General features: G+C 27.9%; 7 protein-coding genes. 5 read left to right on the top strand and 2 right to left on the bottom strand.

Annotated elements, in window-relative coordinates; translation table 11 throughout:
* Nucleotides 1-283: 283 nt before the first annotated feature.
* The 3 genes from H603_RS16815 to H603_RS0112635 all read left to right on the top strand — a co-directional run bounded on the left by H603_RS16815 (nt 284) and on the right by H603_RS0112635 (nt 1,339).
* A complete protein-coding gene (locus H603_RS16815) occupies nt 284-553 on the top strand; it encodes a type II toxin-antitoxin system Phd/YefM family antitoxin (protein ID WP_035676028.1) in 270 nt (89 codons plus the stop codon).
* A 2-nt stretch (nt 554-555) separates the two neighbouring features.
* Complete coding sequence (locus H603_RS0112640) at nt 556-846, top strand: type II toxin-antitoxin system RelE/ParE family toxin (RefSeq protein WP_026708957.1); 291 nt, start codon at nt 556-558, stop codon at nt 844-846.
* Between the two features lie 160 nt (nt 847-1,006).
* Complete coding sequence (locus H603_RS0112635; RefSeq protein WP_026708956.1) at nt 1,007-1,339, top strand: hypothetical protein; 333 nt, start codon at nt 1,007-1,009, stop codon at nt 1,337-1,339.
* A gap of 233 nt (nt 1,340-1,572) precedes the next feature.
* Here the strand turns inward: H603_RS0112635 and H603_RS0112630 are convergent, their stop codons facing one another.
* Entirely contained in the window at nt 1,573-2,127 is a 555-nt protein-coding gene (locus tag H603_RS0112630) for a DUF5683 domain-containing protein (protein WP_026708955.1), read from the bottom strand.
* 226 nt (nt 2,128-2,353) lie between these two features.
* Between H603_RS0112630 and H603_RS0112625 the strand changes: the two genes are divergently transcribed.
* Both H603_RS0112625 and H603_RS0112620 read left to right on the top strand, forming a co-directional pair.
* Nucleotides 2,354-3,100, top strand: coding sequence for a ParA family protein (locus tag H603_RS0112625; RefSeq protein WP_026708954.1), 747 nt, complete (start codon nt 2,354-2,356; stop codon nt 3,098-3,100).
* 80 nt (nt 3,101-3,180) lie between these two features.
* Nucleotides 3,181-3,489, top strand: a complete 309-nt coding sequence (locus H603_RS0112620; protein WP_026708953.1) for a hypothetical protein — start codon at nt 3,181-3,183, stop codon at nt 3,487-3,489.
* A gap of 35 nt (nt 3,490-3,524) precedes the next feature.
* Here the strand turns inward: H603_RS0112620 and H603_RS0112615 are convergent.
* On the bottom strand, nt 3,525-5,511 hold a 1,987-nt coding region (locus tag H603_RS0112615), incomplete at its 5' end, for an outer membrane beta-barrel family protein (protein ID WP_026708952.1).

The following is a 5,511-nucleotide window of genomic DNA, read 5'->3' as shown; positions in this document are numbered from 1 at the left end:
AATGTATATAAATGAGGTTCAATAAAAAATATACATTTGTATATTCAGCTCTTCAAATTATTGATGTTTTTTGGGGTGAAAATGGAAGGTCTTTTTGGTAATGCAAGATGTAACTTTGTCACTACGATTTTTTAAATCTTGTTCTAAAGTTTTTCTTGCTTTTTTTGCAAAAAAGAGGTAAAAATTCGGAACTCATTTTTAATTACAGATTTGGTAAATAAATCTAAGCTGCTTAACATTTTATATCTGTACATAATTTTGTACATTTGAAAAAATAAAAATTATGATAGCTATAAACGTTACCGAATTTCGTGGAAACATGAAGAAATATTTAGAAGCAGCTGAAAATGAAAAATTAATAATACATAGTGCAAAGGGAAAGGCATATGCAATTGTTCCAATAGAAGAAATAGAAGAAAGCATTTTTACCTTGAGCCAAGAGCAAAAAGAAGCAATAGACCAAGCTTTAAACGACGTTACAAGTGGTAAGGTTTTTTCACACAAAGAAGCAATGGAAAAAATAAAATCAAGACATCCTAAATATTTTAAATAAGCATGTTAAATATAATTTGGACAGATTCAGCAATAGAAGATTATTCAAAAAACATTGATTATTTAGAGGAAAAATGGACAGAAAAAGTTATTGGAGATTTTATTGAAAAGACAGAAGATATAATTCAAAAAATAGCTTCTGAAAATTTAATATTTAAAAAAACTGATTACGATAACGTATTTCAAGTTTCAGTTGTAAAACAGATCAGTTTATTTTATAAATTAGATAACCTTAATGTAGAATTACTACGTTTTTGGAATAATTATCAGGATCCTGAAAAATTTATTTTTTAAAAATAAGAATTGAAAAAGTAAGTTAAATAAGACTCTAAATAAACAATAAACATTAAAATTATAAGTTTTTTATTCTTAAAATTAATACAAACTTTTATTTTAATAAAAAAATTCTTTATTTATTAAAATAAAGATAGGTTTGCATCTTAAACTTTTTAACATGAAAAAACCATTACTTTTAATTTTGTTACTGTCTATTTTTTTTAATTCATGTTCTTCTGATGACAATGAGTATTATGATGTAAGTGTTGAATTTATTAACAATAGTGCTGATTCTCCTATGTATATTGAAGGGAACGGTATTAACGGAAAATATATAAAAAACCTGCACAAAGAGACTGTTACTTTAAGGCATAATGCAGAATATGTTTTTACTGCAAGTTGTGAAAATGAAAAAGCCTTATTAAGTATAAAAATTTTTAATACTAAAGGTCAATTACTAGAAGAAGCATCTGGAAACGAATGGGTAATTATTAGAGAACCTTCTAAGTAATAATCAACTTATAAAGTATAAGCTCTAATAAAAAAGAACATCCCTGGACTAATCGTCCAGGGATGTTCTTTTTTATTAGACTGTCCCCATTTCATTAATTTGGTCAAGTATATTTATATCCTAACCAATTATTACATATTAATAATTAGTTAGGATAATAACAGATTACTTATTAAAAAAGTATTTTAATTTATTAATTTTGAAATAGGAAGGGTAAGTAAGTATGCTATAAATTAGAAGGTATAAACACATTTTAAACCTAAATTTGATTTATCAATACCGTCTAAAATTTCAATATTCGGTTTTAATGTTAGATCTTCATTTACATTAAACTGGGATAAAGCAGCACTTACATTTGCATCAATAATATTTAATACATAGAAGCCTAATGCGAATAAAGCAGAGAGGTCTTTATTACGACTATATTGCTTTTGGATAGCAATCATTTGACTGTCAGTTAATTTGTTGATAAAAGCATCATCACTTTTATATCCTTCAAGTCTATTTTTGTATTCGTCCCTATAAAGATTGTATTTTTTGTTGTTGTCTATATAAAGATATACACTTGTTCCAATTGCGCCGTATACTAAAGGTAATTTCCAATATTGTTTATTATAGACTTGATCTAGACCAGGAACTACAGCTGAGTAAAATGAGGCTTTAGCAGGACGTAGAGGATCATAAGGTTCAATTTTAAGAGTGTCTATTGAGGTGCTTTTTTTTTGAGAAAAAGCAGACGTTAAACCTATATTGATAAATAGAACAACAATAATTATTTTTTTAAACATGGATTAATTTATTGTCTTTAAAAGATATTTAAAAGTAAAAAAAATGTTCGCAAATAAAGTAATTTTTAAATTTAAAAAACCTTTACTTAAAAATAAATGTTCAATAACTTATATTCATATAATTATTATAATTTTTGTAATACTAGTAATACTAGTAATACTAGTAAACAAATATTACTTAGTAAACTATATTAGTTATATTTGTGACAAATAATAAAACGACCTAATGGGAAAAGTATTAAGTATAAGCAATCATAAAGGTGGAGTTGGTAAAACAACTTCAGCAATTAATATAGGAGCAGGTTTAAATAAACTAGGTAAAAAAGTGCTGCTAATCGATTTAGATCCACAAGCCAACTTAACGCAGAGTTTAGGCTTGACAAATCAAGAAAGAACCATTTATGGTGCGCTGAAAGGTGACTATAAGTTAGAGCCGGTAATGATATTGGAAGGATTGGATATCGTGCCATCTACACTAGATTTATCTGGAGCAGAAATCGAATTAAGTTCTGAACCTGGACGCGAATATATTTTGAAAGAACTTATAGATGAAATTCGCGAAACTTACGATTTCATCATAATTGATAGTCCACCATCTTTAGGACTACTAACAATAAATTCATTTACTGCAGCTGACGAAATTATCATTCCATTACAAGCGCAGTTTTTAGCTATGCAAGGTTTGGCCAAGTTGGTCGAAGTAGTAGAAAAAATAAAAAGTAGATTAAATAAAGGATTGAAAGTTGGAGGTGTTTTTATCACCCAATACGATGGTAGAAAAGTTTTAAATCGTGATGTGTTCGAAACCATTAACGAGCATTTTAAAAGCGAAGTTTTTAAAACAAAGATTAGAGATAATATTGCTTTAGCAGAAGCACCGGCACAAGGTTTGGATATCTTCAGATACAACGCGAAGAGTAACGGCGCGGAGGACTATTTAGCATTATCAGAAGAAATATTAAATCGTAAGTAAACAGAGTAACACTAGTAATACTAGTAAGTAAATATTACTAAGTAATTAAATGTTATTTAGTAAACTTAAAATATAGAATTATGGCAAAGAAAAGTTTTTCAGGCGGATTAAGTTCGCTATTAGGGGACACAAATAAACCGGAAGCAGTTCCAGCAACTGTAGAACCGAAAGAGAATAGTAAAAAAACTGTCCAAGCTCCACAAGCAGACGCAAAAGGAGTAGAAACAAGAGCTACTTTTATAGTTCAAGAGGAATTGCTTGAAAAAATGAGAACGATCGCTTATTGGGACCGTATGTTAATCAAAGATATCGTAAACGATGCTTTTGAAAGTTACATTATGCGTCACGAAAAAAATAACGGAGAAATAAAAGCAATGCCAAAAAAGTAAGTTTAATCTTTACTTATACTAGTGCATTAGAAATTTTATTTTGCCCTTTCCTTATCTTCCCTATTTTTTATTTCTCGCTCATCAACACTTATTTTCCCTCCAAAATTATAAGTCAATGATAATTGAAAGTATCTAGCGTCAAAATAATTCTCAAAACTTGTTTTAAAGTTATTTGATGAACCTATATATTTTTGTTTATTAGTTTTTAAAATATCATTACCCACAATTGAAACTTGCAAGTCTTTTTTCAACATAAATAGTTTAAGAGCAATATTCAATTGTGATGAAGAAAGAGCTCTGTCTAAACCAGAAACCCCATCTGATGTGAAAACATATGCGACATTGAGGAGTATTTTTTTATCTTTTTGTAAAATAAAATCAGAAGAAAAAGAACTTTCGGAATTCCAGCCATCTAAAGATTGATTTGTAATTGGAATACCCGACTTAGAGTAACTATAATAAATATTTAACCCTAAATTTGTTGAGACCCATTTAAATGGTTTTAAATTAATTGTCTCATACAAACCGATGATACTGCTTTTTATGTAATTTTTAGCTGAGAGTATTTGTATTTTACTTTCATCGTCGACAATGGTAACATAGTCAAAACCATCTTTAATTTTCGAGAAATAAAGAATATTTACCCAATTATCCTTACGTGTAAATTCAAATTCAATATTATTCGTAAATGATGGTTTTAATTTTGGATTCCCTTCTGAAAAAGAATAGTTTGAAGAGTACCACCTAAACGGATTTAACCAACTAAATGTGGGTCTATTTATTCGCCTTCCATAATTCAATGAAAATGAATTATTTTCATTTGGTTGATAGGATAAATATGCCGTTGGAAAGAATTCAGTGTATGAATTTTTATTAATTTGGTTTAGAGTAACCAAATCTCCTGTTGTTTGAGTATTTTCTACCCTAATGCCTAATTTTGCTTCTAATTGTTCACTCAATCTTTTTTGTATTGAAGAATAAAACGTTTGTGTTTTTTCTTCATACTTGAATAAATTGCTTAATGCTGAATCAAATACTGGCATTCCTGTTGTTAACTCATTGAAAATTATATCGTTGTTTGTATTTGTAAAAGATAATTTACTTCCATAATTAAAGCTACCTTTTTTGAATGGATGCTCCATGTCTATATTTATTGAATAATTTGATATATTCTGATTTCCATTATTTTGTGCAGAAAAAAAGGAATTTGGAATAATTATATTGTTACTCATAAAATTATTAGATGAGAATTCTCTAGAGTTATTATTTCGATAATTAAATATATCTAAATCTATAGAAAGGTTTTTACCTATAGAGTCAATTTTATAAGTTAAGTGTGTGTTAAGTGAATTATATGTTTTTTCTCTATCACTTACTGATTTGGTAACAATTAACGAGTCTAATAGTTTTGTTCTATTATTTATAAACTGTGTTTTGTCATTTTCTTTAGTATTGGGTTTATTGGTATTTCCTATATATAATAATCCTATTGAAATTTTTTTTGATAGACGATAATCAATTCCTAATTTATAATTTAAAGAGTTTGTAAAGTCCCTTCCTATATTTTTTTCTTGCCAAAGTTGTTCAGGATAAAATATATTATTTTTTAGAGTAGATTCTATTGAACCTTTGGAATAATTTATGTCAGACAGTATTGCTATCTTATCTTTTTGATACATTAATCCGGCACCTACTATCGCAGTTGAATATGTAGCTTGTTTATATGACGAACGAATTGAAGTATTAAAACTGTTTAATTTAGATTTTTTCAATTTAATATTTAGTAAACCACTATTTCCTTCTACCTCATATTTAGCAGGAGGATTAGTTATTACTTCAATACTTTGGATGTCTTCAGCTCTTATACTCTTTAAAAATATAGTTAAATCGTCTCCAGTGAGCTGAATAAGCCTGTCATTAACTAAAACCCTAACTTCACTTTTTCCAATAATGGAAATAGCATCGTTTTGTACTCTTACCCTTGGTGCTACCTTTAATGCATCAACAGCGCTTCCTCCAGAA

It is taken from the genome of Flavobacterium frigidarium DSM 17623, assembly GCF_000425505.1.
Classification (GTDB): Bacteria; Bacteroidota; Bacteroidia; order Flavobacteriales; family Flavobacteriaceae; genus Flavobacterium; species Flavobacterium frigidarium.
The sequence above is the reverse complement of the archived record's forward strand: the minus strand, read 5'-3'. Positions and strand labels throughout refer to the sequence as shown.